The sequence below is a fragment of the Alcanivorax sp. genome (assembly GCF_002726155.1).
GTDB lineage: Bacteria > Pseudomonadota > Gammaproteobacteria > Pseudomonadales > Alcanivoracaceae > Alcanivorax.
In genome coordinates this window covers 1-26875 of record NZ_PBSH01000049.1, presented here as the reverse complement: position 1 = coordinate 26875, position 26875 = coordinate 1, and the positions used below count along the sequence as shown (strand labels likewise).

Below are 26875 nucleotides of genomic sequence, written 5' to 3'. Positions count from 1 at the left end.
AGTTAAAATAAGAGAGGCAGCTATTTCAACTTGTGGCCTTAGTTGTAATAACGACACACCTTATTTCAAGAATGACTTATGTCCACGGCATCGACATGTTGTTCCGATATGTCGATAAATCGCCCTTTTTTCGACATATAGAGTAAATCGGGCCAAGACAGGGCCAATCGCGGTCGAACGACCGCTCCCACAGGGGCCAGAGGATTATCAGGCGCTGACTGGCGGCCAGATGGCCTCGCCCAGCTCATCCAGCACCGTATCCAGCTGATTTTCCAGCACTTTATCCAGGGCTTTCACGCCGCCCTGCTCGCCGAAGCGCTGGTTGACGAAGTCCCGGTCGATGATCACTTCGTGGACCAGTTGCTTACCCAGGCGCTCCAGCCACTTGAGCTGGTTGGGGTTCCAGCTGTGCTGGGCGTAGATGCGGTCCATGGCTTCGGCCACGCGCTGCTCGAAGGGCTTGAGGGCTTCGCCCAGGGCGGCGCGGCGGATGTGGCCGACAATGCTGGCGGCGATATCCTTGTTGGTCTGGTTGCGCACGGCGCTTTGCAGCCTGGCTTCGGTGTAGCCGTTGTTATCCAGCAGCAGGCGCACTTCCTTGAGTTGCTCGCGGGTGAGGTCGCGGGGCTTGTTCACCACCACCGCCAGGGCGGCGGATTCGTTGAGCTGGTGCTGGATAAAGGTGGTGAAGCTGTCCAGGTAGTCTTCCGGCCGCTGATGTTTGCCGTAGCTCTGGCTGCGGTCTTTCAGTTCATCTTCGTGATCGGAGATCAGCGGCATGCGCTCGCTGCCGAGCAGCACTTTCACTTCCGCCAGCTGATCGACCAGGCCACCATGCTGCTGAAGGAAAGCCGCAGCCTGTTTGGGGCCGAGATCGTGCAGGTGCTTGTGGAGGATTTTCGGCTCCACGCCCCAGAGCTGCTCCAGTTCGCTGAGCTTGTTTTTGACCTGGGGGTTGGTGTCGGCTTTTTGCCCGGCCTTGCGCAGTACCTGCATGAGCTTCTGGCTGAGCTGGCTGAGCACCACATCCGCATGGCTTTCGTCCTGCTGTTCGCCGGGGGCGTTGAGGGCTTGCTCCAGGGTGTCCGGGTTGGCCAGTTCGTTGACCAGCTGCTCCAGGGTGATGTGGGGATCTTTCACCAGCGGCTTCATGGTGTTCACGTCGTCCAGGGCGGCGTAGATATCCACCGGATCGTAGATGCGGAACACAGTCTTGCCGATGTCGTCACAGCGGCGGGTGGCGCGGCCGATCATCTGCTCGTAGAGAATGCGCGAGCGTACCCGGCGCAGGAACACCAGGTTGCAGATTCTGGGTACGTCGATACCGGTGGTGAGCAGATCCACGGTGATGGCGATATTGGGGTAACGCTCATTCTTGTACTGGCTGATGAGCTGGGACACCTTGTCGCTCTGCCCGGTGATCTTGGCCACGGCAGCCTGGTTGTAGGCGCCGTTGTAGGTTGCCTTGAAGGCATCGTCGAGTAGCCGTTTAACCATGTCGGCGTGGCGATCGGTGGCGCAGAAGATCATGGTCTTCTCGTCATCAAAGGGGTCCAGCTCTTTGGCCAGTTGCTCGCAGATCACCCGATTAAAGTTTTCGTTGATGACGCGCTTGTTGAAGGTGTCGACGTCAAAGCTGACGTCGTCTTCCAGTTCGGCAACTTCCACCGCACCGCTCTGGGTATTGATGGCGCTGACCCTGGCACCCTTGTCGAACTTGATGCCCTGCTGGGTGAGCAGGGTTTCATAACGGATCGGCGGCTCGTGGTCGATGAGCCAGTCATCGGCTACGGCTTCCCGGTAGGAATAGGTATAGACCGGTTTGCCGAAGATTTCGCTGGTGTGTTTGGCCGGGGTGGCGGTGAGGCCGACTTTGACCGCATCAAAATAATCCAGCACCCGGCGATAGCTGGACAGGTACTGGCTGGCATCGCGGGTGGCCAGTTCACCTTCGGTCATTTCCTGATCCAGGGTGTAACCGCGATGGGCTTCGTCGATGATGATGCAATCGTAGGCATCCACCGGCGGCGGTGTGTCGCTCATGAACACGCGCTTGACCATGGCCTGCACTGTGGCCACCTGCACGCGGGTTTCCGCCTCCGCCGCCATGTCGCCCATTTCGGCCACGTTATAAATCTTCGATAAGGTCTGGTTCTGTTCCAGCGGGGCTTCGTTGAAGGCATCCATGGCCTGCTGACCGAGGGCGTTGCGATCTACCAGAAAGAGAATGCGCTTGAAGCGTTCTGCTTTCAGGAAGCGGTACATGAGGCCGATGATGGTGCGCGTCTTGCCGGTGCCGGTGGCCATGGCCAGCAGGGCACGGCGGGCATCTTTGGACAGACTCTCTTCTACCGCGTGGATTGCCTTTTCCTGATAGTCGCGCAGTTTCAGGTAACCGAAGGGTTCAGCCTTCAAAGCCTGTTCGGCCTTTTCCTTGCTGCGCTTGAGCAGGTCGAGCAGGCCATCCGGGGTGTGGAATTTTTCCAGTGGCCGTTTGGTATTGCTGGAGAAGCGCACATCGCGGAACCAGGTGCCACATTGTTCTGCCAGCTGAGGCACGTAGGGGCGGCCATTACAGGAATAGACGAAGGGCACGTTGTAGTGCGCGTCATTATCATCGGGCCAGGCGATGGTGCGCCCTGACAGTTCGAAGGCGGGCACTAACGGTGCCGCAATCTGAAAGCCCTTGCTGTAACGTTCCGCCTGACGGATTTTGCCCGCCACATTGGTGTTTTCCTTTTTGGCTTCAACAACAGCGATGGGGGTGAGACCAGCGAACAAGACATAGTCTGCACGGCCCTTCTTTCCCTGATAGGTGGTTGGCCATTCTGCGATAGCGCGGTTGTGGCCTTTCTCCGGACGCGCGCCTTTCTGGTAGGTGAGATCTTCGCTGTCCGCTTCCCAGCCTTCTTCCTGTAGCTGGTTGTCGATGAGCACGCGCGTCAGTGCTTCATCCAGCACGATGGTTTTACCGGCTGCCTGAGTTTGGGTAGCCACGTACTGCATCTCGCTGGAGGCAGCCTGTGCGCCTTTCTCTATAAGCTGTTGCTGCAGTCCTTGAATGGTTTTCTCGTAGTCCTGCTGTTGCTGCTTCAGCGCGGCTTCGTGCGCTTCGGCCTGCTTGGCGAGGGCGCGAGACTCTTCATCCATGGCCAGCGCCAGGGCTTCGTATTCAGCTTTTTCCTTGGCGATCAGATCATTGAGCTGCTGGCTGGAATCCAGGCTGACATTGGCCTCCTGCAATTCATGCTGCAGCTTTTCTATTTCCACCTGCAGCTGGCGCTGTTGGGCGCTAGGGTCTTTCGGTGGTGTAAAAGGGCCTGGCTTGAAGCCTGAGCCTGCCTTGCCAAAGGCACGATGAAACCAGATGGCGAGGGCGCGAGCCACTTTGAGCCCATCCATGGCTTCGCGGTGCTGGGTGCGGAACTGGTGGGTGGCCTTGTTGCCCTCGATACGCAGGGTGTGGAACAGCTCACGCACCACCGGCTCGAAACGCAGCTCGCGATTCAGGCGATAGAGAAGATCAGCCTGGGAGGTTTGTTCATCAAAGTCGACACCGGCACGGGCCGCAAGATGCTGGGTAACGGCCTCGGCAAATTGACGCAGCTTGATCAGAGTGGTGTTCGGATCACTGGCAAAGGCCCGTTCTGCCGACGCGGCCAGCTCCACGAAGAGTGGATCGTGCTCTTGCAGGAAATCGAAGTTGGTTGAGGTGGTTCCCTGTTTCAATGTTGTCCCCAAATCCTTTTTAGGTGCCGACAGTGACCATTGATGCAATGAGCTAGCGTCCTACACCGCCCGGCTCACTGAAACGCCAGGAGGTTCAGACACCTTATTCGCTCGCATTGAAGCTTATTCATTATTTTTGTGGACATTATCACGTTTTGACGGGAGATCTAGGGCCAATTAGCACTTTTTCATGAGCGGCCTTGCCGGGTAATTGGCGCGGCTATTGGGGCTGGGGCGTTTATTCAGGGTTAGGGGTTCGCGCCTCAAGTGGCGCTCCTACTGTGGTTGCGATAAACGGCTGCGGCTGGAGCACAGGCAGGGAGGCTCCGAAGGTGGGCATAGGCCGCCCCTCGGGAATTAGGCACACTGACGGCCCCGATCTTCTTGCCAGGCAAGAAGATCGGGGACAACCGAAACGCCTTACACCTCCAACCACTCCTTGCGCACGGCGTCATCGTTGCGCAGTTCGTCCGGGGTGCCCTGGAATACGATCTGACCGTGGCCCATGACCAGGACGCGGTGGGAGATGTCCATGGCGATGGAGAGTTTCTGCTCCACCAGCAGGATGGAGACACCAGCGTTGGCGATTTCTGAAATCAGGTCGGCGATTTGTTTGACGATGAGTGGGGCCAGGCCTTCGGTGGGTTCGTCGATCATGATCAGGGACGGGTCGCCCATCAGGGTGCGGGTCATGGCGAGCATCTGCTTTTCACCGCCGGACAGCACCCCCGCCGGGGAGTGTTCGCGGCGCGCCAGATTGGGGAACATCTCGAGCATTTTTTCCACAGTCCACTTACCGGGTTTGCGCGGATTTTTCAGGCCCAACTCCAGGTTCTGTCGCACCGTGAGGGTAGGGAAAATATCCCGATCCTCCGGGACATACCCCAACCCCAGCCGCGAAATTTTGTGGTTGGGCAGGCCGGCAATTTCCGTACCCCGAAAACGGATGGAGCCCGCCGGTGGCACTTCACCCATGATGGATTTCACCGTGGTGGACCGGCCCACGCCGTTTCGCCCCAGCAACGACACCACTTCACCTTCCTGCAGCGAAAAATTCACCCCCTGCAAGATATGGCTTTTACCGTAATAGGCATGTAGATCCTGTACCTCCAACATCAGGCGGCCTCCTCACCCAGATAGGCTTCTTTTACCTTGGGGTCATTGCGAATTTGTTCCGGGGTGCCCGTGGCGATAATTTCGCCATAGACCAGTACGGAAATACGGTCGGCCAGTTCGAATACCACGCCCATGTCATGCTCCACGATCATCAAGGTGCGCCCAGCGGCCACCTTGCGGATCATGCCCACGGCCTGTTCGGTTTCGGTGTTGCTCATACCGGCGGTGGGTTCGTCCAGCAGTACCACCTGTGCATCGCAGGCAATGGTCATGCCGATTTCCAGTGCTCGCTGGCTGGCATAGGGCAACGCGCCGGCGGGCACGTCTCGCAGCGCTTGCAGGCCAATCAGTGCCAGCACCTCTTCGGCGCGCTGATTGGCCTGGCGAATGCCGGCGGCCGGCCGCCAGAAGACATAACCGGCTTTACTGTTTTTCATGCAGGCGCAACGTAAATTTTCGAACACGGACATGTTGACGAACACATTGCTCACCTGAAACGAACGCGACAGCCCCAGCTGCTGGATCTTGTCCGGCGACAGGCCGTTGATGCGTGCACCGTTCAAGGCCATGTCACCACTGGAGGGCTGCAAGGCGCCGGATAACAGATTAAAGAACGTGGATTTACCGGCGCCGTTGGGACCAATCACCGCATGGACTTCACCGGTGTTCACCTCCAGGTTGACACCCCGAATGATGTCGGCCGGGCCAAAACTCTTGCGTAAATTCTTGATGGATAACGCGGTCATTGTGCACTCTCCCGCAGGGTTTGCGTGGCGCGCATCAGCCCGACACCGGAGGCAACCAGCGCGATTACGGCCGCCCATTGCCACACACTGGTTTCATTCAGTGCCATGCCAAAAAACTGGCTGATCCCGTCGCTACCGTGACGCCAGTGAAACAGCAGCTCCACTGCCAGAGACAGCCCCGTAGCAATCAACAACACCGCCGCTGCACCCGCTAGCCAGCCCGGCAGGCACGCCGTCAGCTCGCCCTGGCGCCAGGCCACACGCACCTGTTCGATACCACCGGCCAACCCGCGCGGGGCGAACATGACAATACTCAGGAAAATCAGCCCCACATAAAGAATCGAGGCATCGGTGTAATCACTGAGCATGGAATTGATCAGGGTCACCACGATGGCGCCAACGATGGGGCCATAGAACACGCCCAGACCACCGACGGCAGCCATCAGCAATGCCATCCCGGACGGAATCAGCCCCAGGGACTCCGGAGTAATGATTTCGTAGTTCACCGCTGCCATGCCTCCGGCCAGGCCACCAAACGCCCCCGACGCGATAAAGATCAGATAGCGAATATTGCGCGGCTGATAACCAATGAAGGCCATCCGGTCCGGGTTGTCACGCACCGCGTTGGACATGCGCCCCAGCGGCGTGCGGGTGAACGCCCACATGGCGGCCACCGCTAGCAGGGTCCAGAAAGCGATAAACCCGTACACATCCCGGGCGCTGGACAGCTCCATCCCGAACCATTGTGGTCCGACCATGCGGTTGGCAAAGATACCGGCTTCGCCGCCAAACAGGGACGGGAACATTTGTCCGGCTGCGGCGACCAGCTCCCCCAACCCGAGAGTAATCATGGCAAAGGCGGTACCGGCCCGGCGGCAGAATGGCCAACCGATTACCAGCGCCACCAGCCCGCCGGCGATCATGCCCACCAAGGGCATACTGACCACCGGGATATGCGCCCAGAAACCTTCACCGGTATAGCTCGCTTCATCGATGGCGTTCATGGCATGCATGGCTGCGTAACTGCCCATGCCGAAGAACACCGCATGGCCAAACGACAACATGCCACCCTGCCCCAACAACATGTTGTAGGACATGGCGAACACGATATTGATGCCGATCACGTTCATCAGCGTGAAGGCGGTGCCGCCATCAAACAAAAACGGCAACACAGCCATGACCGCCAAACTGATCGCCCAGGGCATCAGCGAGCGCCAGGGCATGGACGGAGACGATGTTGCCACTACGGTTGCTTCATTCATGGCTCAAGCTCCCCCATCAAGCCGCGTGGGCGGAAAATCAGAATCAGTACCAGCAGAATAAAGGGCGTCATTGGCGCCATGCTGGCCAGAGTGATGCCTGTGATCTCTCCGTAAGGGTCCACGTTCATGCCAATGCCATTGAGCAAATCACCCACGGAAGCATCCATGGCCACAAAGAAAGTCTGGATCAGGCCGATCAGCAACGACGCATAGAACGCCCCCAACAGGGACCCCATGCCGCCCACAACCACCACCACAAACACAATAGGCCCAAGGCTTTCTGCCATGCCCGGCTCAGTGGCCAGCAATGGGCCACCCATTACCCCCGCCAGACCAGCGAGCGCACAACCAAAACCAAACACCCCCATAAACAGGCGCGGTACGTTATGGCCCAGATGGCCCACCATATTTCCGTGGGTTAACGAGGCCCGCACCATCAAGCCGACACGGGTTTTCTTCAGAAGGTACCAAAGCGCCACCAGCATCATTGCGGAAATCAGAATCACGCCGCCGCGGAAAATGGAGTAGTCCGTGCCCATCAGGGTGAACAGTGGCTCGCGCAAGTAAGCCGGTTCACGGTAGGCCACCGACACCGGCCCCCAGATCAACTGCACCAGTTCGTTGATCACGTAGGCCAACCCGAAGGTGAATAACAACTCGGCCACATGGCCATTTTCGTGGACACGGCGCAGCCCGTATTTTTCAACCAGGGCGCCCAACAGCCCCACAATCAGAGGCGCCAGAAACAGGGCCGGCCAGAAGCCCACCACCATCCCCAAGCTGTACGCCACATAGGCACCGAGCATATAAAAACTGGCATGGGCAAAATTCAATACGCCCATCATGGAGAAAATCAGCGTTAAACCGCTGGACAGCATGAACAGCAACAAGCCGTACAAAATGCCGTTCAGCGTGGAAAAAATAATAATTTCGAGCATGCAAAAGCTCCTGAAGCAGCCGCAAAATGCAGCTGCTTCGACTCAATCCAACAAGGTCAATCGATTGCGCTCTTTCCGACGTTTATTTCGGGCGACGCATTCGGCAAGTAGTGGGCAGCGTTACGTCATCACGTTCGATGCGCGCCACTTTGTGGAAGTTGAACTCGGTGCCTTCGGCGCCGTATTTCATTTCGTCGTCCATCACCGAGATAAACATGGGCAACTGGATCTGGTGATCTTCCGCACGCATTAGCAACTCACCAGTGGTACTGGTCAGGGTCATACCTTCCAGCGCTTTCGCGATAACAACCGGGTTTACGCTCTTTTCCTGGTCGGCGGCTTTCTTGAGCATATCGAGCATATTGCTCAGCCGTAGATAGTAAAAATCCCAGTTGGCTTTTTTATAAAAATCCAACTGGCGCTGCGCCATTTCCGGGTCTTCGAAATCACCATAGTACTCATTGATTTGATAAAGACGGCCAACGCCTTTATCACCCAACTGTGTCACTACGCCAGAGCTAGCCCCGTAGTAGGTAAAGAACGGCGCATCAAGACCAAAGTCCGCAGCAGCCTTTACCAACAGGGTCATGTCCTGCCCCCAGTTACCGGTAATCACGGCATCGGCACCCGAAGCCTGAATTTTTGAAATATAGGGTGTGAAATCTTTCACTTTTGCCAGCGGGTGAAAATCGTTACCCACCACTTCAATATCCGGCCGCTTTTCTTTCAGCATCCTGCGTGCCTGCTTGGATACTGAGTGGCCATGGCTATAGTCCTGGTTAACCAGATACACTTTCTTGATATTTTTCTGGTCAGCCAGGTAATCGGTCAGGGCATTCATTTTCATGTCGGAATTGGCATCAAAACGGAAATGCCAGAATGAGCAGCGCTCGTTAGTAAAGGCCGGGTCCACCGCTGCGTAATTCAGGAACAAACGTTCTTCGCCAGGATTACGCCGATTATGTTTTTCGATACTCGCAATCAGGGCTGACGCCACGGCAGAACCATTGCCCTGGGTAATAAAGTCCACGCCGTCATCCATGGCTTTCTGCAACTGGACCAGGCTCTCCTGAGGGCTCAGCTTGTTGTCCAGACCGACGATTTCCACAGGATGACCATTCATTCCGCCATTGGCGTTGATTCGCTCAGCAGCAAATTTCAGATGCTCATAAGCGGGCTGACCTGCTGCAGCCATGGGCCCGCTGAGCGGATCAATCAATGCAATCTTTACCGGTTCTGCTGCCTGGGCAGCCGTTGCCATCAACAACGTTGATACCACACCGGCCAGAAACATTTTCATCATGTTGCTCTCCCTGTTTGTTGTTATTGCCAAGGCGACAATGGCACCTTGGCAATGCGCACACGCTTATCTTTTTTTATGCGTTATTGCTGCCAATAACGGTCTTTCTCTTTTCTTTTTTTCAGGAGGCGGAACAAGGTATTCCGCCATCTCTTTCCACATACTCACGAGTATGTATCAGCCATTTTCCTGCTGTCTACCGGCTGGTGCAGGGAATTTCGGACTATTTTTTTATTTTTGAAAAACAGGGAAATAAAACCAGTAAACAACTGATTTTATTTGAAAAACCAAACCAATGATCTAAATGGGAAGGAAAATCGCAATCGAGAAATATACAAAAATAGCATTTTAGTTTCCCGTTTTGGCCGCAATCTGGCACCACCATGAACAGGGTTAATACACCGCTATTTATGAGTAAAATTCTGCAGAAAATTTAAAACGAACGTTTAAATTTTTAGTGTAACCAAACCACACACTTCGATGCGCCGCCCGCAATGCGGATCACACAACAAACCAGACAGCGGTGTGCGAATTGGGGAAAGAAAAAGGGAAAAAAGAAAGAGGTATCGAAACAATGGCGCAAACCGTCACAGAAAACGGGAAGCGGCAAAGCAGCAATGAAAGGGCTGTGTCGGCTTGAGAGAACCTCAAGCCGACGGAGACACTCAACGCTCTCTGATGAATCAGTCCTGGTCCGTCAGGGCGCCCTGGCTGGCGGAGCCGACCAGCCGTGCGTATTTGGCCAACACGCCACGTGTATAGCGCGGTGCCGGCTGCTGCCAGCTGGTCCGGCGACGCGCCAGCTCTGCATCGGAAAGATCCACAACCAGGGTGTTCTCTTGCGCATCAATGGTGATTCGATCACCGTTTTCCACCAGCGCCAACGGGCCGCCATCAAATGCTTCCGGCGTGATGTGACCCACCACGAAGCCGTGACTGCCGCCGGAGAAGCGGCCATCGGTGATCAGCGCCACCGCATCACCCAACCCTCGACCCATGATGGCGGAGGTAGGCGTGAGCATTTCACGCATCCCCGGCCCACCGCGGGGCCCTTCGTAACGAATCACCACCACATCACCGGATACCACCGTGCCATCGTTGATCCGTGCCTGGGCCTCCTCTTCTGAACCGAACACCCGGGCCGGGCCGGAAAAATGCGTTCCTTCCTTGCCGGTGATCTTGGCCACCGCACCGTCCGGGGCCAGGTTGCCGTAAAGAATGCGCAGGTGACTTTCCGCTTTCAGCGGTGCAGACAACGGCGCGATAATTTCCTGTTCCAACGGGTACGGCGCCACATCAGCCAGATTCTCCGCGAGAGTCTGGCCGGTGACGGTCAGGCAATCGCCGTGCAGCAAACCCGCTTCCAACAAAATTTTCATCAGCGGCTGAATGCCGCCAATAGCCACCAGCTCGCTCATCATGTAGTGGCCGCTGGGGCGCAGGTCCGCCAGCACCGGCACCCGCTTGCCGATCTCGGTAAAGTCATCCAGTGACAGTGCCACACCCACGGTGCGCGCCATGGCAATCAAATGCAGCACCGCATTGGTAGAGCCACCCAGGGCAATCACCACGGTGATGGCATTTTCAAACGCTGCGCGGGTCATGATGTCGGACGGTTTGATGTCCTGTTCCAGCAGTTTCAATACAGCGGCACCGGCCCGCACGCAGTCTTCCCGCTTTGCTTCGGACACCGCGTTCTGTGCGGAGCTGCCGGGCAGGCTCATGCCCAGTGCTTCGATGGCCGAGGCCATGGTGTTGGCGGTGTACATGCCGCCACAAGAACCGGGGCCGGGGATCGCGGTTTCTTCGATCTGCTTGAGCTCGATCAGGTCCATGTCGCCCCGGGAATGGGCACCCATGGCTTCGAACACGGAGACAATATCGGTGTGGCCCTTGCCGGGCATAATGGTGCCACCGTAGACGAACACGCTGGGGCGATTCAGCCGCGCCATGCCCATCAGGCAGCCGGGCATGTTCTTGTCACAGCCGCCCAGCGTCACCAGGCCATCAAACCCTTCGCAGGCCGCCACCGTTTCAATGGAGTCGGCAATGACCTCGCGGGACACCAGCGAATACTTCATCCCTTCGGTGCCGTTGGCGATGCCATCGGAAATGGTGATGGTATTGAAGATCACCCCTTTGCCGCCGGCGCCGTCCGCGCCCTCACAGGCCCGCTCGGCCAACTCACCGATATGGCTGTTGCACGGGGTCACCTGGCTCCAGGTGGAGGCAATACCCACCTGGGGCTTGTGAAAGTCCTCATCGGTAAACCCCACCGCCCGCAACATGGCCCGGCTGGCCGATTTGCCGGGACCGTCAACGACCTTCGCTGAATGGCGGCGACGGGGATCGCCCTGTGAGTCACTCATAACCTCTCCTGATTCCAATTAACGCTTCACCGCCAGCACGGCAAAGGTGTCACCAATATCCACCCGCGCCGGGTGGCGGCGACCAATCAACATACCCGCAAAGGGCGCCAGATACTCAACCGGTGGCTCACCAGTGCGATCGATAGCATGCACGCGGGCGAGCACATCACCCTGCTCCACCCAATCGCCCAGCGCCACCGCAAATTCCAGCAACCCGCGATGCTCACTGACACGGTAATAGTCTGCGCCGGGGATCTCCAACCCCTGCGACGCCACCGACGCCGGATCACCGGGCAGGATACCGGCAAAGCGCAGTACGTTATCCACGCCCTGCTCAGCCAGCGCCACGGTGGCTGGAGTGGTAGTGCCACCGCCACGCAGCTCGGTACTGATGAACACTCGCCCCTGGGCCTCCACCACGCTGTCGAACAGGGCCGCGCCCTCCAGCTCGGCCATAAACAGGGTATAGGGCGCGCCGAAAGCACTGGCGCCGGCCAGACAGCGGGCGCCGAAGGCCTCATCCGTCATGCGGTGGGTTGCAGCAAAAGGCAGCAGGTCCAGGGTGCGCCCGCCGGAATGCATATCCAGCACCACATCAGCCAGCGGTACCAGATAGCGGGTAAAGTAGTCAGCGATTTTTTCGGTGAGGGTGCCCGCCGGGTTGCCGGGAAAGGCCCGGTTCAGGTTGCCGCCATCCAGCGGGGAGGTACGCGTGCCGTTTTGCACCGCCGGATGGTTCATCATCGGCACAATGATTACCCGACCGGCGATGTCCGCCGCCTTGAGCCGATTGGCCAGCTTGAGCAAGGCGGTGATGCCTTCATATTCATCGCCGTGATTGCCTCCGGTGAGCAGCGCCGTAGGGCCCTCGCCGTTGCGAATCACCGTAACGGGGATCATCACATTGCCCCAGGCCGACTGATCATGGGAATACGGGAGTTTGAGGAAACCGTGTTGCACGCCATCCTGATGGAAATCCACCGTGGCGCTAATGGCGCTGTCTTGCATAGTGGGCCTGTACCTTCCGGGTCGGGGTGCATATGACGCACCCGTGTCTTTACGCCTATAATGCGCGCTTTACCGGGATCGCGAACAGGACATTCTTTTTATGGCCGACAAAGGCACGCTGTACATCATTTCCGCCCCGTCCGGCGCCGGCAAGACCAGCCTAGTCGCCGCCCTGGTCGACAAGCTTGCCCGGGTACGCATTTCCGTATCGCACACCACCCGCGCCATGCGCCCCGGTGAAGAAGACGGGGTGAACTACCACTTCACCGACCGCGACAGCTTCGTCCGCCAGGTAGAACAGGGCCGGTTTCTGGAGCACGCCGAAGTCTTTGGCAACCTGTACGGCACCAGCGCCGACTGGGTGGCCCAGACCCTGCGCAGCGGTGATGACGTGATTCTGGAGATCGACTGGCAGGGCGCCACCCAGATCCGCAAGCAGCTGCCGGATGCGGTGAGCATTTTCATCCTGCCGCCGTCGCTGGAGATTCTGGCCGACCGCCTGCGGGGCCGGGAAACCGACGATGAAACCGTGATCCAGCAACGCCTGGACGGCGCCCAGGACGAAATGAGCCACTACGGCGAATTCGACTACCTGGTGGTCAATGATGATTTCCAGCGCGCCCTGTATGAGCTGGAAGCCATCGTCGAAGCACGCCGGCTGGTGACAACCCGGCAATCCGCCCGCCAGGCCGCCACCCTGCAAAATCTGCTCGCGCCGCGCTGATTCCCCCGCCCCGGGCACGCCCAGGCGGCGCCGTTCAGCGGCTCGCACTGGACTTGCCCCGCCCTTGGCCCGTAAAATCGCCCCCTTGCGAATTATCAGGCGGAGCCCGCTCATGTCGAACCGGCCCCGTCAGCTTGTCAGGAGAACAGCATGGCCCGTGTTACCGTAGAAGATTGCCTGGAAAAACTGGACAACCGCTTTGAGCTGGTGCTGGTTGCCGGCAAGCGCGCCCACCAACTGCAAACTGGCGGCAAAGAGCCTCGCGTAGCCTGGGAAAACGACAAGCCCACCGTAGTGGCCCTGCGTGAAATCGCCGAAGGCCATGTGACTGCCGAATCCGTGGACAACCCGATTGCGGATCGCAGCGCCGACGTGGACGAGCTGGCCCTGCTGACGCAGTCTTTCGGCGAGTAATTGCCGGCTTCGTCTTCCCGAAACGGGGGCGACGAGGACAAGACAAGCAAACGGAGAGGCCGACCAGCCTCTCCGTTTTGCGTTATGAAGCCACCTCTTCCTCCCTTCATCAGCGCTTTTTCTCCTCTCGCTTTCCTTTTTCTTCCCCCATCGCTTTTCCCCAGCCAAACAATCGTCTGTGCCTATCCGCCTTGTCATAGACAAAACCTGCCCTCAAATCTAAGCTAAGAGTCATCTTCGAACCTGCTACTCGCCAAGGGCGTGACGAGGCCTTTTGCCCACCATCCATAATCTGGAAAAACGGTTACGCAGTTACCTGGACGACGATCAGATCGCCCAGGTCGTACACGCTTACCATTTTGCCGAGCAAGCACACGAGGGCCAGTACCGCCGCACTGGGGACCCCTACATCACCCACCCGCTGGCGGTGGCCAATATTCTCACCGACATGCACATGGACCATGCCTCACTGATGGCCGCCATGTTGCACGATGTGATCGAAGACACCGGCATCAGCAAGGAGCAACTGGCTGGCGAGTTCAGCGAGGAAGTGGCCGAGCTGGTGGACGGGGTCTCCAAGATTGCCCAGATCAAGTTCGAGTCCAAGGCCGAACAGCAGGCAGAAAACCTGCGCAAGATGATGCTGGCCATGACCCGGGACATCCGCGTTATCCTCATCAAACTGGCTGACCGCCTGCACAACATGCGCACCCTGCATGTGATGCGAGCGGAAAAACGCCGCCGCATCGCCACCGAGACACTGGAACTGTACGCCCCCATCGCCTTCCGGCTGGGCATGTACAACATGCGGGTGGAATACGAGGATCTGGCCTTTCACGCTATCTACCCCATGCGGGCCAAGCTGATTGGCCAGGCCGTGAAAAAAGCCCGAGGCAACCGCAAGGAAATCCTCACCACCATCAAGACCAGCCTGGAACACTGCCTGGAAGAAGAAGGCATCGAAGCCCGGGTGCTGGGCCGCGAAAAACACCTGTACAGCATTTACACCAAGATGAAGGAGCAGCACAAACCCTTCTCCGACATCATGGATGTGTTCGGTTTCCGCATCATCGTGGACCGGGTCGACACCTGCTACCGGGTGCTCGGCGCCACGCATAACTATTTCACTCCCATTCCCGGTCGCTTCAAGGACTACATTGCCATTCCCAAGGCCAATGGCTACCAGTCCCTGCATACCACCCTGAAAGCCCGTTCCGGCATTCCCCTGGAAATGCAGATTCGCACCGAAGAAATGGAGGCCATGGCCAACAACGGCATCGCCGCCCACTGGCTGTACAAGTCCGATGATGAGCCCGGCTCGCCCACCCACAGCCGCACCCAGAGCTGGATGCAGCGGTTGCTGGAACTGCAGCAGAAAGCCGGCAACTCCATGGAGTTCATCGAGAACGTGAAGGTGGACCTGTTCCCGGACGAGGCCTATGTGTTCACCCCCAAGGGCGACATCAAGGAACTGCCCGGCGGCGCCACCGCGGTGGATTTCGCCTACGCGGTGCACACCAAGGTGGGCAACAAGTGCGTGGCGGCGCGTATCGATGGCAAGCTGGCAGCCCTGTCCACGCCGCTGGAATCCGGGCAGACGGTGAAAATCATCACCGCTCCCAATGCCACCCCGAATCCTGCCTGGCTGAACTTCGTGGTCACCGGCAAGGCACGCACCAACATTCGCCACTTCCTCAAGCACCAACGCCGCGAAGATGCGGTGGAGCTGGGCGAGCGGTTGCTGGCAAAAGCCCTGCATTCTTACGACATGGGCCTGGACGACCTGCCCATCGAGCGGGTGGTCAGCGAGCTGGCCGGTAACGGTTACGTGGAGCTGGACGACCTGCTGGAAGATATCGGCATGGGCAATCGCCTGGCGCCGCTGGTGGCGCGCAAGCTGGCCGGCGCCCGCGATGACGACGAACGTCAGCACGAAGATGATCGCCGGCCGCTGGCTATCCGCGGCAGCGAAGGGCTGATGGTCAGCTACGCCAAGTGCTGCTGCCCACTGCCCGGCGACACCATCATCGGCCACCTGAGTGCCGGTCGCGGTATCGTGGTACACCGCGACACCTGCAAGAACCTGCTGGCAGAAATGCGCAACGCCCCGGAAAAATGCATCGCACTGAGCTGGGACAAACAGGTGGAACAGGAATTCACCGCCGCCCTGCGCATCGAGCTGATCAACAAGCGCGGCGTCCTCGCCACCCTGGCCAACAGCGTGTCGGAACTGGGCTCCAACATCGACACCATCGACATGGCCGAGAAAGACCCCACCCTCACCATCCTCAATGTGACCATGACAGTGAAAGACCGCATCCACCTGGCGCGCATCATCAAGAAGCTGCGCACCCTGGACAGCATCGTGCGGATTCACCGGCTTTAATGAACGCATGCCTCACGCAACATGCTTGACGCTAAAACAATCCTGGCGGTTTCCCGGCGGTGTTGCGTGCAGGCATTAACCCGTGCAAGCATAGCCGCTTCCCAATTTTCGCCTGTCGGCCGTGGCCGGCGGCATAACCAATGAAGAACGCATCATGTCCAACCATTCCGTGATCAGCACCGACAAGGCCCCACAGGCCATTGGCACCTATTCCCAGGCCATCAAGGCTGGCTCCACCGTGTACCTGTCCGGCCAGATTCCACTGGTACCGGAAACCATGGAACTGGTGGACGGCGACATGGAAGCGCAGATTGAACAGGTGTTTTCCAACCTGATCGCGGTGTGTGAAGCCGCTGGCGGCAGCCTGCAGGACATAGTCAAACTGAATATCTTCCTCACCGATCTGAGCCATTTCGCGCTGGTCAACGAGGTCATGGCGCGACATTTCACCCAGCCTTACCCCGCTCGGGCGGCCATCGGCGTGGCGGCGCTGCCCAAGGGCGCGGGCGTGGAAATGGACGGCATTCTGGATATTGCTTAAACCCGCATCACACAACATGCTGCACGCAACACGCCCGCCCTTGTGCGGGCGTTTTTGTTGGTGCGACCCTCCGAAAGGAGGGGAGACAGGGAAACTGAAAAAGCGCAGCATTGAACAGACGGTAGGCGGATAAAGGTTCGCTTGCGTTAATCGGCAACACTTATTTTGACAACATAAGGGAGTGCGATATGGATACCGCGACCCACGACCTCAACACCCTGTTTGACCAGCTCGGGCTGGCCAGCAGCGACCCCGATATCGAAGACTTCATCCACCAGCATGGCGGCACACTCACCGACAGCATGCACCTGCATCAGGCACCCTTCTGGAATGAATCCCAGGCACGATTTCTCGCCGAGGCGGTGCGCGAAGACGCGGAGTGGGCAGAGACGGTGGATACGCTGAGCGCCCTGTTAAGACATTGACGACAGCCTCGGGCTACGAGTGACGAAAAGCCTGGTTGCCGCAGGAGCATGCCCGCAAGTGAACGCGCGTCTTCAAACATGCGGATCCCTTGCAGGCACGCTCTTGCGGCGGGTCATGCGCCCGGCCTTACCCGATCGGTAACAGCAACAGTATTCGGTCGAAGAAGATGCAATAAAGCAGCAGCGGCACCGGCAAGCCGATCAGCGTGCCGAGCATGTAGTGGCGTAACGTCACCCCGCTCAGGGCCAGCGTGTAATTCAGCGCCGGCATGGTCTGAAACAACAGGCGCAACAAGGCAACGCTGCGCACCGGGTGGCTGTCCAGCCGCGCCAGAATCTTGCGGGCGAGGGGGCTCTGGATATCCCGCAAGGCACTGCCCCCGAGCCCGCGCACCAACACATAGGTCACCAGGCAAGACACGCAGGCGGCAATATATGTGGCCAGCCCGCCCATCACCGTTCCCAGCGCCAGAATGGCCGCCGCCAGAAAGATCCAGCCGGGCAGCTGAATCAGGTTACCGATCACAAAGACCACCACAAAGGCAATGAGACCGGTGATCGGGTTGGCTTCCAGTTGCGCGCGCAGGAAGGACACCGACAGCTGCTCGCGCAGGCCGGTAAGCTCTACCGTAATCAGGACCAGCGCCAGCACCATGGCCAGCATGATCAGCCGCCGATAGCGCCCCAGAGAAAGTGTCATCATCAAAACCGTTTCGCCTTTTCTTGTCTCGCACTATGGACAGTGTAAGCAGGTACGGCCAGCAAAACGTGAAGGGGGAGGGGTTTCAAGTTGAAAGTTGAAAGTTGAAAGTTGAAAGTTGAAAAGTGCAGGATACCTGGAATGCCCGCCGGCGCCGGCGATTAGTTTCTGTTTTGATTGTTTCCCGGTACTGCGGCGTGGCTAAAGCCGGTTTCGGATGGCTCCCGGAAATACCGCGCTTTCAACCTGGAACGGTCACGTCGCAACTCAAATTCAGCCCAGATCCAGCTCGGAATCCAGCACCGCCTGATAGCCTTCCGGTAGTACATCCGCCCAAGCGTCCAGCCCCTTACGCAACCCTTCCAGCGAAGAGGCCACCAGGTTGGCGTGGCCCACTTTACGGCCCGGGCGCACACTCTTTCCGTACCAGTGCACCACGCCCGGATGTTGCAGCCAGGCGCTTTCGAACGGGGTGCCGATCAGGTTTACCATGGCTGACGGGCCGTGCACATTCAGCGCATGCAGAGGCACGCCGGCCAACGCATGGACATGCAGATCGAACTGGGACCAGTCCGCCCCTTCATGGGTCCAGTGCCCGGAGTTATGCACCCGTGGCGCAATTTCGTTGACCATCAACTGACCATCGACTTCAAAGAACTCCACCGCCATGACACCGGCATAATCCAGCTCTTCCATGATGCCCTTGAGCATCTGTTCCGCCGGTTTTTGCAGGTCGGCACAGGCATTGGCCGGCGCCAGGCTCAACCGCAGAATACCATCCACGTGCCAGTTCCGGGTGAGCGGGTAAAATAGGGTCTCGCCGGTAATACTGCGCGCGCCGACAATGGACAACTCCCGGCGGAAAGGAATTTTTTTCTCGACGATGGCCTTGCCGGCCAACTCAGCGGCGGGCACGGCGGACAGGTCGCCACCTTCACCGACAATCCAGGTACCTCGGCCGTCATAACCGCCACTACGGGCCTTCACGACCACGCCACCGAATTGCTCCACAGCGGCCTGCAAATCGTCAGCCTTGTCCAGGGTCACCCAGGGAGCAGTAGGAATGCCCAACTTGTCGAGCATGGTTTTCTGGGTGAAACGATCGGGGATCACTTGCAGGGCACCGCGGGCCACACAACGGTCGCTCTGGGCCAGTTCCGCGGAAAATCCGGTGTCCGGAAAGGCTTCACGCTCCACGGTAATCACCGGATAGCGCTCCTGACATTCTTCCCAGCTGATCGGCACGGCCAAATCGGAAGTGCCCGGCAACAACAGCGCCCGCTCCGGGTCGTAACGGTCCACCACCAGCCCCAGTCGGGCTGCGGCTTCTGCCATCATCAGGCCAAGCTGGCCACCACCAAGAACAAGTACGCGATTCATAGCAGATCCGTCAGAGCAAACAGGGAAAAGAACAGTGCCAGGGAATCAGCCCTGCCCCAGCTCGGCATTGGCTAACACTTCATCCGCGCGGGACGCTTTCCAGTCGGCGATTTTTTGTAGCAGCTCGGGATTGTCCGCCGCCAGCATCTGGGAGGCCAGCAGGCCAGCATTCCAGGCGCCCGCCGCGCCGATCGCCAGAGTGCCCACGGCCACGCCCTTGGGCATCTGCACGATAGACAGCAAGCTGTCCCAACCAGACAGAGTGCGGCTTTTCACCGGTACACCCAGTACCGGCAGTGGGGTCAGGGCGGCAATCATGCCCGGCAAATGTGCCGCGCCACCGGCGCCGGCAATAATCACCTTGTAGCCCTGCTCATGGGCGCTTTTGGCGAAGTCATACATGCGCTGAGGGGTGCGGTGGGCCGATACGACCTCTGCCTTCCAACCCACATTGAATTGAGTCAGGGCGTCACAGGCTTCTTTCATGGTCTCCCAGTCAGATTGGGACCCCATTACCACGGCAACCGGCGTGCTCATTCGCATTACTCCATCGCGCCCATCACGGGCTTTTGCGGCGCATCGGCATCACCCCGGCACCGCCACAGAAAAAATTAAGGCGCACACTTTACTAATGCCAGCGCCGGAGGCAAGTCTATCGGCGAAAAAATGACCAGCGATGACGCTCCCGACCGACAGATGGGCGATTTTAGCGTGATTTGGCCGGGAATGCGCTTTGGATCAGTTCAAAGGAGGGAGTTGAAAGTTTAAACGCGGGCCCTGCATGGCGACGACAGAGCCGCCTTCCCCGCGCCCCATCTTTCCGTCCGGCGACCGCCCCCCAAAGACAGTTTTACCACAGAGGTAACCGAGGGAAGCAGCTTTCCGCGATCTTCGCCGCAGTAGCCGGCCTGCTGGGATTGAGTCTCTTCCCGGCTGAATCGCTTGCAGGCAAGCCCCTACAGTGGGCAAACGCGGCCTCCGCGCAATGCAATCCGGCACAACCCCGGCCCCGCGCTTTTTAACTTTGAACTTTTAACTTTGAACTGCTTTTCTCCGCCAGCACCTGTGCATACCCCTCCGGGTAACCCGGATAGCGCAAGGTGTAGTGTCCTTGCTGGATATACAGGCTGCGCACCTGCTTACCGGTGGCCGGTGCATCGGGCACGGCCAGGGTCAGGCCCTGCTGATCCGCCAGCCATTTCAGCACATCCAGATTGCGGCCCCCCACCGCGTCGGTGCCGATCACCAGTGGCGGCATCTCACGGCCTTCCAGCCAGCCCTGCACCACGCTGTGCAACAGGCCCACACAGTCGTCACGGTGAATGCGATTGGTCCATTGCGGTGCCGGCAGGGTTTCTTCACCCCGGGCCAACCTGGCGGCCTTGTCGATCTGCCGATGGCGACCCGGCCCGTAAATACCGGTGAAGCGGACCACGGTACTCAGGCTGCGGGTGCTGATTTCCTCTTCCGCCGCCAGTAATACCTTGCCGTTGTAGCGCTCCGGACGCGGCGGGGTCAGCTCATCGACGACCCCTTCCTGATCGCCAAACACTGCACTGCTGGACACAAACACCACCGGCGGCAACGGCTGCTGACGCCCCAGCGCCTCCAGCAGGGTCAGGGGCGCACGTACGTAGGCCTGCAAATAGCCCTCTTCGCTGTACTCGGATGGAGTCATGATAATCACCAGCAAATCCACTGGATCCGGCGGTAGCATGGCCGCACCCTCGGTGAGATCCTGGCTGTACAACTCCACCCCGGCCGGTGCCTGCTCACCGCGACGGATCGCGCTGATACGATGCCCGCCAGCGATTAACTGTTCGGCCAGGCCAGTGCCCAGATCACCCAGCCCGGCAATCAGAATATGAGACATAAAGCTCCTTACGGAGCGCCGGACGGTCGATGCCAGAAGCCTGACACAGGCCGTTCCTGCGTCGGGGTTCCAGCATCTGGCATCTGGCGCCGTTACTATGCACAATGGCATTCAATCGATTGAGTGTATCAATGCCATGACATTAACAGAACTACGCTATCTGGTCGCTCTGGCCCGCGAACGCCACTTCGGCCACGCCGCCCAGGCCTGCAACGTCAGCCAGCCCACCCTCAGCGCCGCCATTAAAAAACTGGAAGAGCAGCTGGGCATGCCCCTGTTCGAGCGCCGACCCCGGGAGGTGGTGGTCACCCCCCAGGCCGAACCCATTGTCGCGCAAGCCCAGCGCGTGCTGGAGCAGGCAGACCTGCTCTCGCAGATGGCCATGAGCCAGCGCGACCAGCTCGGTTCGCCACTGCGAGTGGGGGCGATTTTTACCGTCGCACCCTACCTGTTCCCCACCATGGTGCCGCGGGTTCGCGAGGCTGCGCCGGAGATGCCGCTGTTCATCGAAGAAAACTACACCCACGTGCTGCGCCGCAAGCTGGAGCACGGGGAACTGGACGCCATTATCGTAGCACTGCCCTTCTCCGGTGGAGGCCTGGTGCGGGCACGCATGTACGAGGAATCCTTCTCTGTGCTACTGCCCGGTGATCATGCCTGGACGGCACAAAAGAAAATTGCCCCGGAACAGCTGCTCGACGAAACCCTGCTGCTACTCGGTGAAGGTCATTGTTTCCGTGATCAGGTGCTGGAGTTATGCCCGGCTATCGACTCCCAACACCAGCGCAACCTGGTGCAGATCGAGGGCGGCTCTCTGGAAACCCTGCGTCACATGGTCGCCGGCGGGCTAGGCATTACGGTGCTGCCCAATTCGGCTCTCCATCAGCACGGTTACGACAAGAACACCTTTGCTGTCCGGCCATTTGAAGAACCGGTGCCCTCGCGAACCATCGCGCTGGTCTGGCGCGACAGCTTCCCGCGCCCCAAGGCCATCGAAGTGCTGCGCCAAGCCGTGCCCAAGGAAGGACTGTCGGGATAACGATGGGCAGGAAGGTTTCTCCCTGTAGGAGCACCTCTCGAGGTGCGAACCCTACCCAGGTAAGACGCTGGAACCAGATCCGCACCTCGAGAGGTGCTCCTACAGCGGTGTTGCCCAACCATGGCCAATGACAGCCTCTCCAGCCTGCCCCTCAACCGCCTCAAAGGCGTAGGGCCGGCTGCCGCCGAGAAGCTGGCCAAGCTGGGCTTGCATAACCTGGAAGATCTGCTTTTCCACCTGCCCTTTCGCTACGAAGACCGCACCCGCATTTCCCCCATCGGCAGCCTGCGCCCGGAAACCGGTGTCGTCATCGAAGGGCAGGTAATGGCCGCCGATGTGATTTTTGGCCGCCGCCGCTCACTGCTGTGCAAAGTGGCCGACGGCACCGGCATGGTGACGCTGCGCTTCTACCATTTCACTGCCGCCCAGAAGAACAACCTGGAGCGGGGCAGAACCATTCGCGTCTACGGCGAGCCCCGCCCAGGCTCCGCCGGCCTTGAGTTCTACCACCCGGAATATCAACTGGATTATGCGGACAGCGGCTTGCCGCCACTGGAAAAAGCCCTGACCCCGGTCTACCCCACCACCGATGGCGTCAGCCAGAAGACCCTGCGCAACCTCACCAGCCAGGCGCTGCATTATCTGCAAGCGCATCCGCCCCAGGAATTGATCCCCACGCAACTGTTGGACCAGAGCGGACTGCCCAGCCTCACCGACGCCCTGAGCAAGCTGCATAAGCCCAACCCGGATGACCCGGTCAACCTGTTGCTGGAAGGCAAACACCCGGCAGTAAAGCGGCTGGTCATGGAAGAAATGGTGGCTCACCAGTTGGGCATGCTGCAAAAACGCGCTGGGCAAAAAGCGTTCCACGCTCCGCGCCTTGCCGGGCAAGCGTTGTTTGCAACACTGCAGGCCAGCCTGCCCTTTGCTCTCACCGGTGCCCAACAGCGTGTTATTGGTGAGCTAATGAGCGACATGGCCCAGCCTCACCCCATGCTGAGACTGGTGCAGGGCGATGTGGGATCAGGCAAGACGCTAGTCGCAGCGGCAGCGGCCCTTGCCGCCATGGAATCCGGTTACCAGGTGGCCCTGATGGCACCCACCGAACTGCTGGCCGAACAGCACCGGGACAATTTTCGCCACTGGCTGGCGCCGCTGGGTATCGAGGTACATTGGCTGGCCGGCAGCCTGGGTGTAAAGGCCCGCCGGGAAACCAATGCCGCACTGGCCGATGGCAGTGCCCGCATTGTGGTCGGCACCCACGCCCTGTTTCAGGAAGCCGTGCAGTTCCACCGGCTCGGACTCACCATCATTGATGAGCAACACCGTTTTGGAGTGCAGCAACGCCTGGCACTGCGCGAGAAAGGCCGCTTTGATACCGCAAACGGCAGTCAGGTGCCCCATCAACTGGTGCTCACCGCCACCCCGATTCCCCGCACTTTGGCCATGAGCGTGTACGGTGACCTGGACACCTCGGTGATCGACGAAATGCCGCCGGGCCGCAAGCCCATTGATACCCTGGTGTTACCCGAAGGCCGCCGCCCCCAGGTGATCGAACGCATCAATGATGCCTGCCGGCCACGCTCTGGGCACAAAAACACACAGGCCTACTGGGTCTGCACCCTGATCGAAGAATCCGAAGAGCTGCAAGCCCAGGCAGCAGAAGCCACCTTCGCGGAACTGCAGGTGGCTCTGCCAGACATCAACGTGGAACTGGTCCACGGGCGCATGAAAGCAAAAGAAAAAGCCGAACGGATGGCACGTTTTGCCCGGGGCGACGCGCAACTGCTTATCGCCACGACCGTCATCGAAGTGGGCGTGGATGTGCCCAATGCCACCCTCATGGTGATGGAAAATGCCGAGCGGCTGGGGCTGGCCCAATTGCACCAGTTACGCGGTCGCGTGGGCCGGGGCGGCGAGCAAAGCTACTGCCTGCTGCTCTACAAGAACCCGTTGTCGCTCACGGGCAAGCGGCGCCTGGCCGTAATGCGTGACACTACCGACGGTTTTGTTATCGCGGAAGAAGATTTAAAACTGCGCGGCCCGGGCGAGTGGCTCGGCACCCGCCAGACCGGAGATTTGGCGTTCCGCATCGCCGACCTGGTGCGTGATGAAGCCTTGATGGAACCCGCTAAAGAAGTGGCCAACAACCTGATGCGTGACTGCCCGCAGTGGGTTGAGCCACTATTGCGCCGCTGGCTGAAAGGCGGGGAAAATTTCGCGGATATCTAAGTCAGCCGTTGCCCCTCTTGCCAAATTCGGCGGTGGGAGCTGAGCTTGCCTGCAAGCGATATTCACCAGACTGGAGGAAATCGCTTGCAGGCATAGTCAAATGACACAGAGAACGCCCACAAAAAGGTTTCACATAAACGTCGGCGTCTTACTGCCCGGAAAGAATTTTCACCGGAATCCATTGGGTTTTGGTCTGCATCAGAAAACCGTTATTCACCCAGTTTTTTAGCGCCGCATCCACTTGCTGCTTCAGCTCACTGTCATCCTTGCGCATCACCCACGCCAGCTGTTCCTTGGTGAGCGGTTTGTATAACCCCAACAGTTTCACCGGGTAATCGCGCTTGTTGGCCAGGTTCCAGACCGTGGGCGCATCGTGAATGAACGCATCGATTTCACCCTCCACCAAGGCTGCCGTGGCTTCCGTACTGCTATTAAACCCCCGGGTTTGTGCGTCGATGGTCTCTTTCACGAACGCCTCACCGGTGGTGCCATTTTTGTAACCCACCCGGTACTGCCCGGTAAACAAGGCGCCGGGCGTGGCCAACCGGGCAGCATCGTCGAGACGGATCATCGCCATCTGTCCAATGGTGGTATAAGGCAAACTGAATGCAAACGCCTTTTGGCGGGCAGGCGTTATGGAAATGCCAGACATGATGATATCGATTTCATTCTTCTTCAGGGCCGCGAACAAATCACTTAATTGCGTGTATTCATGCAGCGAGAGAGGGCGTTCCAGATCCTGCGATAACTGCTCGGCAAAATCCCGCTCCAGCCCCACCACCTTGCCAGCTTCACGAAATACCAGCGGCGGATAATCGGGCATGACACCCACCCGCAAGGCTTCGCCTTCCAGCTCGCCATGTCCATTACTGCTGCAGCCAGCCAGCAGGCCCACCGCCAGCACCAGAATCCATCCCATTCGTTTCATCATTCTTTGTACACCCTGTTGTCTGCATGAAATCAATATTCGCACCGCCTGCCTTCCTTTCTCACTACGGCATGGGCGGCAGCGTACCTTCAAGATGTTCAGGGGCCGCCATACCCCGCATCCATTTCACAGTAATGATCTGCCAAGCCGGGTCAGCGGCTTGCAGCGTGGCCAGCACGCCCGGCAAATGGGCCGCCCCGTAGGTGATATAAAGGCGCTGGCTGTCATCAGCCAGAATTCGCTGCGCCAGCTTCCGGTTACGGAAATCGAGAATGACTTTATCCAGCGGCCCGGGTTCATGCTCGCTCTGATCCCCCAGCGCAATGGCAAAAGCACCGCGACACAAAATACCGATCAGTTTTTTCTGTTCATCGGTGGCAGACGCATGCCAATCCAACAACACCGCCACCGGATCGGCGGTATCCGTGGAGGAAGATGTGTCCCGGTTAGCCTGCTGCTCGGCGAACGCCGGATCCGTGGCCATCAGCCGATCGTATTCCTTTTTCATTTCCAGGCTGGTGACATCTGCCGCCACATGATGCTCTGGACGCTGCTGCGCATCCAGTGCCATCAAACCAAAGTAATCGGTTTGAAATTTTACCCCACAGGCATCTGCCAGGGCCTTGTAGTTTTCCGCCAGGTCACCGCCACCGGCAAGCTGTTCGGCAAACCAGGCGTCGCCTTCTCCTGGCGAAGGCTGCACGCCTTCGTAATACAACCGATAGCCGTCACTGAGGGCTTCTTCCAGATCATAAACCACCGATTTATAGAAACTCTCCATGCCCACATGCACCATGCCCTGAAAATCCACCACTTTCTCGCCGTTGCTCAAGGTGGCCTGGGGCAGTAACGGCGGATCGACCTGCACCTTGTAGACAAGATAGTAAACAGGCAACGCCGTAGCGATGGTTAGCAGGCAGAAAAACACGCCCACGGATTTGAACACGCTGCGGTTTTTCTTTTTGCCGAACAGCACGCGCAACGCACCGTTCAGCAGCAGCCCCAACAACAGGGCCAACACCGAAATCGCCAGCAACACCCACATAGAGATGCTGAACAGCACCGGCAGGCTGAGCAAAAAGGCAATGACAACAACAAAACAGACAATGGCGGACAGGCTAATCTTGATCCGCTGCCCCAATGGAATGGTCGGCATGTACTCCCCCCTGAAAATCCATGGGCCGTCACCGGCGCTATTGCGCTCTTCTGACCCGGCAGATGCCCAGACTGCCCGGTTTTCTTGTTTCGCACCACTGGCGAGGCTTCATCAGGGCCCCAAGGCGATAATCCGGCCCCTACGTCGCCGAAAATATTTTTTATCTACCCACTAGCGCAGCGCCCTGGACGGTCGTATGATCGCGCGCCTCACACACCCACCGGCCGCACGCCGTGCACAACATGAAGCGAGTGATGACAGTGTTAAAGCTCTATCCCGACAACTGAGATCGCCTTCAGGCACAGTGCAGCCAACTGAACCCTGATGAGTGCGCTCATCAGGTTTTTTTTATGTGCGTCAGCACATTACCCACACCACCACAACACCAATCCCTGCCAACACTGAGGATGTCTCAATGGCAAAAGGCCCCAAACCGCTGCGCAACTGGGCAGCCATGGACCCGCTGATGCGTAAAGGCGGCGTTCACCAGGAAGCGCGCAACACGCTGCGACCACGCATGGCGACCCGCCAGGCGCTGAACGAGTATGACGACTGGCAAAATGACCGCCAAGACGATACACACACCACCGGCGGGGAAGGGCCACACGG

General features: G+C 58.8%; 22 protein-coding genes. 8 read left to right on the top strand and 14 right to left on the bottom strand.

Annotation, left to right across the window (positions count from 1 at the left end; genetic code table 11):
• Positions 1-207 precede the first annotated feature (207 nt).
• From hsdR to doeB, 8 genes are all read right to left on the bottom strand, one after another.
• The gene (gene hsdR / locus CL546_RS14915; RefSeq protein ID WP_290496386.1) at positions 208-3729 is read right to left on the bottom strand and encodes a type I restriction-modification system endonuclease; all 3522 of its coding nucleotides are present in this window, start codon (positions 3727-3729) and stop codon (positions 208-210) included.
• 420 nt (positions 3730-4149) lie between these two features.
• On the bottom strand, positions 4150-4845 hold the full coding sequence (locus tag CL546_RS14910; RefSeq protein WP_290496384.1) for an ABC transporter ATP-binding protein: 696 nt from the start codon (positions 4843-4845) through the stop codon (positions 4150-4152).
• Entirely contained in the window at positions 4845-5591 is a 747-nt protein-coding gene (locus tag CL546_RS14905; RefSeq protein WP_290496382.1) for an ABC transporter ATP-binding protein, read from the bottom strand. Before CL546_RS14905 ends, CL546_RS14910 begins: the two co-directional genes overlap by 1 nt.
• A complete protein-coding gene (locus tag CL546_RS14900) occupies positions 5588-6853 on the bottom strand; it encodes a branched-chain amino acid ABC transporter permease (RefSeq protein ID WP_290496380.1) in 1266 nt (421 codons plus the stop codon). Before CL546_RS14900 ends, CL546_RS14905 begins: the two co-directional genes overlap by 4 nt.
• Entirely contained in the window at positions 6850-7791 is a 942-nt protein-coding gene (locus tag CL546_RS14895; protein WP_290496378.1) for a branched-chain amino acid ABC transporter permease, read from the bottom strand. Before CL546_RS14895 ends, CL546_RS14900 begins: the two co-directional genes overlap by 4 nt.
• Before the next feature lie 82 nt (positions 7792-7873).
• A complete protein-coding gene (locus CL546_RS14890; RefSeq protein WP_290496376.1) occupies positions 7874-9094 on the bottom strand; it encodes a branched-chain amino acid ABC transporter substrate-binding protein in 1221 nt (406 codons plus the stop codon).
• A gap of 680 nt (positions 9095-9774) precedes the next feature.
• Positions 9775-11460 (bottom strand): dihydroxy-acid dehydratase, encoded by a 1686-nt coding sequence (gene ilvD, locus CL546_RS14885; protein WP_290496374.1) that lies wholly within the window; start codon positions 11458-11460, stop codon positions 9775-9777.
• An 18-nt stretch (positions 11461-11478) separates the two neighbouring features.
• Positions 11479-12468 (bottom strand): N(2)-acetyl-L-2,4-diaminobutanoate deacetylase DoeB, encoded by a 990-nt coding sequence (doeB, locus tag CL546_RS14880; RefSeq protein WP_290496372.1) that lies wholly within the window; start codon positions 12466-12468, stop codon positions 11479-11481.
• A gap of 100 nt (positions 12469-12568) precedes the next feature.
• Between doeB and gmk the strand changes: the two genes are divergently transcribed.
• From gmk to CL546_RS14855, 5 genes are all read left to right on the top strand, one after another.
• Entirely contained in the window at positions 12569-13192 is a 624-nt protein-coding gene (gmk, locus tag CL546_RS14875; RefSeq protein WP_290496370.1) for a guanylate kinase, read from the top strand.
• A 150-nt stretch (positions 13193-13342) separates the two neighbouring features.
• Positions 13343-13606, top strand: a complete 264-nt coding sequence (gene rpoZ / locus CL546_RS14870) for a DNA-directed RNA polymerase subunit omega (RefSeq protein WP_290496368.1) — start codon at positions 13343-13345, stop codon at positions 13604-13606.
• Between the two features lie 274 nt (positions 13607-13880).
• Positions 13881-15992, top strand: coding sequence for a bifunctional GTP diphosphokinase/guanosine-3',5'-bis pyrophosphate 3'-pyrophosphohydrolase (gene spoT, locus CL546_RS14865; RefSeq protein WP_290496366.1), 2112 nt, complete (start codon positions 13881-13883; stop codon positions 15990-15992).
• A gap of 154 nt (positions 15993-16146) precedes the next feature.
• The gene (locus tag CL546_RS14860) at positions 16147-16533 is read left to right on the top strand and encodes a RidA family protein (protein WP_290496364.1); all 387 of its coding nucleotides are present in this window, start codon (positions 16147-16149) and stop codon (positions 16531-16533) included.
• A gap of 188 nt (positions 16534-16721) precedes the next feature.
• The gene (locus tag CL546_RS14855; RefSeq protein WP_007151378.1) at positions 16722-16958 is read left to right on the top strand and encodes a DUF2789 domain-containing protein; all 237 of its coding nucleotides are present in this window, start codon (positions 16722-16724) and stop codon (positions 16956-16958) included.
• 127 nt (positions 16959-17085) lie between these two features.
• Here CL546_RS14855 and CL546_RS14850 read toward each other — a convergent pair whose 3' ends face one another.
• The 4 genes from CL546_RS14850 to CL546_RS14835 form a co-directional block, all read right to left on the bottom strand.
• The gene (locus tag CL546_RS14850; RefSeq protein ID WP_007150950.1) at positions 17086-17661 is read right to left on the bottom strand and encodes a TVP38/TMEM64 family protein; all 576 of its coding nucleotides are present in this window, start codon (positions 17659-17661) and stop codon (positions 17086-17088) included.
• Between the two features lie 270 nt (positions 17662-17931).
• Positions 17932-19038, bottom strand: coding sequence for a 5-(carboxyamino)imidazole ribonucleotide synthase (locus tag CL546_RS14845; protein ID WP_290496361.1), 1107 nt, complete (start codon positions 19036-19038; stop codon positions 17932-17934).
• Between the two features lie 45 nt (positions 19039-19083).
• Positions 19084-19575 carry a 5-(carboxyamino)imidazole ribonucleotide mutase gene (purE, locus tag CL546_RS14840; RefSeq protein WP_290496359.1) on the bottom strand — a complete coding sequence of 164 codons (492 nt, stop codon included), beginning with the start codon at positions 19573-19575 and terminating at the stop codon, positions 19084-19086.
• Between the two features lie 481 nt (positions 19576-20056).
• Positions 20057-20911 carry an NAD-dependent epimerase/dehydratase family protein gene (locus CL546_RS14835; RefSeq protein WP_290496357.1) on the bottom strand — a complete coding sequence of 285 codons (855 nt, stop codon included), beginning with the start codon at positions 20909-20911 and terminating at the stop codon, positions 20057-20059.
• Between the two features lie 136 nt (positions 20912-21047).
• Between CL546_RS14835 and CL546_RS14830 the strand changes: the two genes are divergently transcribed.
• On the top strand, positions 21048-21950 hold the full coding sequence (locus CL546_RS14830) for a hydrogen peroxide-inducible genes activator (protein ID WP_290496355.1): 903 nt from the start codon (positions 21048-21050) through the stop codon (positions 21948-21950).
• A 120-nt stretch (positions 21951-22070) separates the two neighbouring features.
• The gene (gene recG, locus CL546_RS14825) at positions 22071-24182 is read left to right on the top strand and encodes an ATP-dependent DNA helicase RecG (protein WP_290496353.1); all 2112 of its coding nucleotides are present in this window, start codon (positions 22071-22073) and stop codon (positions 24180-24182) included.
• A 148-nt stretch (positions 24183-24330) separates the two neighbouring features.
• On the opposite strand, the gene CL546_RS14820 is transcribed toward recG, so the two are convergent.
• A complete protein-coding gene (locus tag CL546_RS14820; RefSeq protein ID WP_290496351.1) occupies positions 24331-25113 on the bottom strand; it encodes a substrate-binding periplasmic protein in 783 nt (260 codons plus the stop codon).
• A gap of 61 nt (positions 25114-25174) precedes the next feature.
• Positions 25175-26266 carry a hypothetical protein gene (locus tag CL546_RS14815; RefSeq protein ID WP_290496349.1) on the bottom strand — a complete coding sequence of 364 codons (1092 nt, stop codon included), beginning with the start codon at positions 26264-26266 and terminating at the stop codon, positions 25175-25177.
• 415 nt (positions 26267-26681) lie between these two features.
• Here CL546_RS14815 and CL546_RS14810 point away from each other — a divergent pair.
• A partial coding sequence (locus CL546_RS14810; protein ID WP_290496347.1) for a hypothetical protein occupies positions 26682-26875 on the top strand: 194 nt, incomplete at its 3' end.

What these genes read in the sequence shown, in the direction of transcription:
- CL546_RS14860 (WP_290496364.1), top strand. Translation starts at nt 16,147, where the DNA reads ATGTCCAACCATTCCGTGATCAGCACCGACAAGGCCCCACAGGCCATT.
- CL546_RS14835 (WP_290496357.1), bottom strand. Translation starts at nt 20,911, where the DNA reads ATGTCTCATATTCTGATTGCCGGGCTGGGTGATCTGGGCACTGGCCTG.
- doeB (WP_290496372.1), bottom strand. Translation starts at nt 12,468, where the DNA reads ATGCAAGACAGCGCCATTAGCGCCACGGTGGATTTCCATCAGGATGGC.
- CL546_RS14895 (WP_290496378.1), bottom strand. Translation starts at nt 7,791, where the DNA reads ATGCTCGAAATTATTATTTTTTCCACGCTGAACGGCATTTTGTACGGC.
- CL546_RS14815 (WP_290496349.1), bottom strand. Translation starts at nt 26,266, where the DNA reads ATGCCGACCATTCCATTGGGGCAGCGGATCAAGATTAGCCTGTCCGCC.
- CL546_RS14855 (WP_007151378.1), top strand. Translation starts at nt 16,722, where the DNA reads ATGGATACCGCGACCCACGACCTCAACACCCTGTTTGACCAGCTCGGG.
- CL546_RS14850 (WP_007150950.1), bottom strand. Translation starts at nt 17,661, where the DNA reads ATGATGACACTTTCTCTGGGGCGCTATCGGCGGCTGATCATGCTGGCC.
- CL546_RS14820 (WP_290496351.1), bottom strand. Translation starts at nt 25,113, where the DNA reads ATGATGAAACGAATGGGATGGATTCTGGTGCTGGCGGTGGGCCTGCTG.
- rpoZ (WP_290496368.1), top strand. Translation starts at nt 13,343, where the DNA reads ATGGCCCGTGTTACCGTAGAAGATTGCCTGGAAAAACTGGACAACCGC.
- recG (WP_290496353.1), top strand. Translation starts at nt 22,071, where the DNA reads ATGGCCAATGACAGCCTCTCCAGCCTGCCCCTCAACCGCCTCAAAGGC.
- CL546_RS14905 (WP_290496382.1), bottom strand. Translation starts at nt 5,591, where the DNA reads ATGACCGCGTTATCCATCAAGAATTTACGCAAGAGTTTTGGCCCGGCC.
- gmk (WP_290496370.1), top strand. Translation starts at nt 12,569, where the DNA reads ATGGCCGACAAAGGCACGCTGTACATCATTTCCGCCCCGTCCGGCGCC.
- CL546_RS14845 (WP_290496361.1), bottom strand. Translation starts at nt 19,038, where the DNA reads ATGAATCGCGTACTTGTTCTTGGTGGTGGCCAGCTTGGCCTGATGATG.
- ilvD (WP_290496374.1), bottom strand. Translation starts at nt 11,460, where the DNA reads ATGAGTGACTCACAGGGCGATCCCCGTCGCCGCCATTCAGCGAAGGTC.
- purE (WP_290496359.1), bottom strand. Translation starts at nt 19,575, where the DNA reads ATGAGCACGCCGGTTGCCGTGGTAATGGGGTCCCAATCTGACTGGGAG.
- CL546_RS14910 (WP_290496384.1), bottom strand. Translation starts at nt 4,845, where the DNA reads ATGTTGGAGGTACAGGATCTACATGCCTATTACGGTAAAAGCCATATC.
- CL546_RS14890 (WP_290496376.1), bottom strand. Translation starts at nt 9,094, where the DNA reads ATGATGAAAATGTTTCTGGCCGGTGTGGTATCAACGTTGTTGATGGCA.
- CL546_RS14830 (WP_290496355.1), top strand. Translation starts at nt 21,048, where the DNA reads ATGACATTAACAGAACTACGCTATCTGGTCGCTCTGGCCCGCGAACGC.
- CL546_RS14900 (WP_290496380.1), bottom strand. Translation starts at nt 6,853, where the DNA reads ATGAATGAAGCAACCGTAGTGGCAACATCGTCTCCGTCCATGCCCTGG.